Annotated in this window: 3 protein-coding genes; all 3 read right to left on the bottom strand. The window is 41.2% G+C overall.

Annotation, left to right across the window (positions count from 1 at the left end):
• Positions 1-381: hypothetical protein (locus tag PQR79_RS09400; RefSeq protein ID WP_274408460.1), on the bottom strand; the 381-nt coding region annotated here is incomplete at its 3' end.
• A gap of 1 nt (position 382) precedes the next feature.
• Positions 383-2,401: a rhamnan synthesis F family protein gene (locus PQR79_RS09405; RefSeq protein WP_238102802.1), complete on the bottom strand. Its 2,019-nt coding sequence runs from the start codon at positions 2,399-2,401 to the stop codon at positions 383-385.
• Positions 2,401-3,468 carry an HAD family hydrolase gene (locus PQR79_RS09410; RefSeq protein ID WP_238102801.1) on the bottom strand — a complete coding sequence of 356 codons (1,068 nt, stop codon included), beginning with the start codon at positions 3,466-3,468 and terminating at the stop codon, positions 2,401-2,403. Before PQR79_RS09410 ends, PQR79_RS09405 begins: the two co-directional genes overlap by 1 nt.
• Between the last annotated feature and the right edge of the window lie 606 nt (positions 3,469-4,074).

Here is a 4,074-nt window from a genome sequence, read left to right on the forward strand (position 1 = left end):
TAAATAGCTATCATAATTTCTTATTGAAAAAACGGCTTTAACTTTTAAACCTTTTTCAATAAATGGTCTTACCAACTCTGTTATTTGCGGTTGCGTCAGACGAATTAGGAATTCAGACGAAACAACCGTAGTAGAACTACGATCTAGACAAAATTGAATTAAATCTGAGCGTGCATTAACAAAGGCATCAAACTTAAAGTTGGGATGATTATGTGCAAAAACATTATGAGCTCCACCCAATATCCCAAATGGAGAAAAACAGGGTAAACTTTTGTTATCTGATGGTAGCTGTATACCTAACGATTGAATTGCTGATGTTCCGGTTTTACCTATTCCAGGGTGAAAAAGAACACATTCCCCAAAAATATTTTTGTTATCCATACTACTCACCTAAAAAAGGAAAACGGCCAAAATCGCTGACCAACGGACCCCATTTTAGGATCTGTGTTTCATTTGTACTTAACTCACCCTTAAATGGGTGTGCCCACCCCGCAGCATGCCATTTGTCTAGCGGGTTTAAAATATGAAAATTCTGTAAACCGAAATCACCTGCAATTTGAGCATCAGCAACCGCATTGTCACCAACATGAATAAAGGTTTTCCCTTCTGGTAGACTGGCTTTGATATGTTGCCACAGAGTACCGTTGTCTTTACGTTTGCCTAGTTCACTCGACACAAGCAACTCATAACCTACGCTTAAACCAACTTTAGCGAGCATTAATGCCACTTGGTCTTGGGTATAATAGGTGTCAGACGCCACAGTAATTTGCTTACCTTTTAACAGCAACTCATTAAACAAATCAACCATTTCATCTTTAGGTTCAATCATATCAAGGTCATAAGCAAACTCTTGGTCGGCAAACGCTTTCGCTTGTGATTCTGGCCAACCTAATTGACTGGCTAACTGCGAATAAGTTTCAAAAATAGTCACATCGCCAACAAAATTTTTCGCTTTACGCACCTCAAACTCTGCCTGATTTCGCTGAGCGACAAACTCATGAGCATCATTAACCACACCTTGAGACACCAAAGATTTTCCGAGTAAAAGCTTGGCATAATCGGGGACAAAGTAGCGTCTGCGCACTAACGTATCAAATACGTCAAAACTAATATGATCAAAACCACTCAGTTGATTGCGTACCCCTTCTTGGCTGTTAACGTATTGCGCCAATATAAAACTGTCATCAAAGGTAAACTGGCCCGTGGTTGGGTAGTAAAATAATTGCTTATAACCATTTTTTTCGGCCAGTAAACCTAACATGCGCTCTAACGCATGCAGTTCAGAACCGTCATTCGGTAAAGGCTCTGCAGGAAAATCATCATATTGGTATTGTTTATCTAACAATTGCTTTAACGCATTGGGGCGTGCCCAAAACATGCCACCAGCGGGATAAGCTAAAAAGTCTTCAGCCAGCTCAACGCCCCACTCTTTGGCCATTTTTTGCGCATGGGGTTTGTTTTTAAGCCAATGGTTAACCCAATTAGGCATCATCCAAAATGAAGTGGGGTAATAAATCCCTGTTTTTGGCGAATCACGAAAATGATTAAGCACTTGCTTAATCACGTGCTGATCATTAAGTAAGTACTCACCTAAGTAATCGGCCCACTGAGTTTGCGCCCGGCCTGAATACAGCGATTTTTTGGAGTGCATATGACAAAACAAGTCGTATGCTTGTAAGTCTTGAGCAAATTCAACCAGCATAGGACCAAAGTTTCGGCCGTGATTAGGCACAACCTTAACCTTAACCTGGTTGACTTTGCTGCATGCCGCAAATTGTGTTTGTGCCTTTGCGACTAACTCTTCGCTACTCACACTAACAAACACATCCACAGATTGTGGGAATTTGTCGAGCGATTGACAGTAATAGTCAATAAATTCGCCATAAAATACGTGAAAGCACATGGCAATTTTATGCTCAGTGGCCTCTCCGTCGGCAGTGGTTTCGATTGCTTTTGGGTGCCATTTTGGCGTTGCAGGGGGTGACATGCGCCCCTCTGCTTTGCCATGATTAATGTAGTGGATTAACGCTTGCTCACCTTGTAAATAAATATCGGTATTACACTTGTAATACAACTCGGTATCAAAGGCAGGGCTTGGATTAACACACGAAAATGCACCTTTAGCTAAATAATCTTCAAAGGCTTCTTGTTCACATGTAAATACTCGGCATTGGTTAGCGCTATACCAACCATAGTCAAATAACCCCTGAGCTTTAGCTAAATTAAGTAAGTGCTGCACTTCATCTTGAGTGTAACCTTTTTTGTCGGTATTGAGTTTAGCGTAGGCACGCGCACTCAGGCGTCTATCTACGCCCTTTGCGACACGAAATAGAAATGGCTGCTGCTTAACAAAGTTAAATAATGCAGGCATTTTTGTTTTTACGAACTGTTTATTAATCATTATGCTAAACCAAAAAATTGAAGGGCATTTACAGTGCCGTTACCGGTGACGTCATCATCAATATCAAAAATATGTCTGACTCCACGAGGGACCATATTGGCTTTACTTAAATAACTCTCTAGTAGCATTTCCAGCTCTTCAGTCTCAAAAGTAATACCATGCTTTGCACTGTGCTTACAGTAATCGAGCGTGCCTATCATCACTTGCTCTAGCTCATGAAAATAGCGTTGCGAAGCCACTTTTCGACCATAATAAAAATCAAATTGAGTTGGGTCGAAGGTATTTAACCTAATACCTCTAAACTGGCCAAAAGGCGCGGTGAGCAGCGACTCTAAAAACATAGAACGATCGAGTGGTAAATAACCATCGCCAATCTTGACGTTTTCTTTTAAGTAGCCTTGCATAACGGCTTGTTGTTTTTCAATCACATGCTCGCCAGGATTAGAAGCGATTAAATAATGCCCATGCGTATCTTTATTAAGCAAAATACCCAAAAGTGATTGAATCGTCCCAGAGTAGCCAAGGTCGACTAAATGCAAAGTATCTTGCTGGATAACACCTAAGGTGTCTAAGTAACTCAGGTAGGCTTGTTTACTCGGAGTGATAACATCTTCAATGCGATCTTTATGCTGATTCAGTGTATCAATAATTTTCTTTCTGTCTTCAGGCAGGTAAACCAATTCTTGGGTAATATCTTCACTAAAAATTTGTTTTATTTGGCTATCAGATAACAAAAAACGAGTGCGAATGAGATCATAAAAGGCACCGCTAAAGCTGCTTTTTAGTGAATATGCATAACTACGGCTATCGCTGAGTAAAATTTTAAACAGAAAGGCACGCGAAACGAGCAAATAGTGGCTTTCACGTTGTAGGTCAGCACCGTTTAAGTAAGATTGGTAGGCTTGTTCTAACCAATAACCTTCTCGGGCTAAAAAATAGAGAGGGGCTTTTTCGGGAACGTTTTCAACTAAGTTTTGTGCAAAATAACTCAGTAATGGCCCCATAAATGTCGTCCCAAAAGACGTAAAACGTGCTTCGTGCACTCTTGATTCGGTTACATTTGCCATTTTTACTAACACCATGATGTTTATGACTAAAAAAATATACTCACCAGGATACAACAACTATCACGCAGACAATGGCTTCAAATCCCTGAAATTAGGTCAGTAGTGTATGTTGCAGGCTGAATGAAGTAAACATGAACATGTATAACAGTAGATATAACCGCTCACTCTTGCTGATTTTACGTACAATGTTACGTTTTTTAAAGCGAGTCAGCCTTAAAGAGCTGGATCCCCGATAAAATCACTCGAGGATGACAGGCTTTTTTTAAGCGAAGCGACCTTGCAGCGAAGCGCCTTTCACCACAGCCAGTAGATTTTAAAGAGCTGGATCCCCGATAAAATCACTCGAGGATGACGGCTTTTTTTAAGCGAAGCGACCTTGCAGCGAAGCGACCTTGAAGCGAAGCGACCTTGCAGCGAAGCGCCTTTCACCACAGCCAGTAGGTATCAAAGAGCTGGATCCCCGATAAAATCACTCGAGGATGACGGCTTTTTGAAGCGAAGCGACCTTGCAGCGAAGCGCCTTTCACCACAGCCAGTAGGTATCAAAGAGCTGGATCCCCGATAAAATCACTCGAGGATGACAGCTTTTTTAAGCGAAGCGACCTT

Source organism: Shewanella metallivivens, from assembly GCF_028750675.1.
GTDB lineage: Bacteria > Pseudomonadota > Gammaproteobacteria > Enterobacterales > Shewanellaceae > Shewanella > Shewanella metallivivens.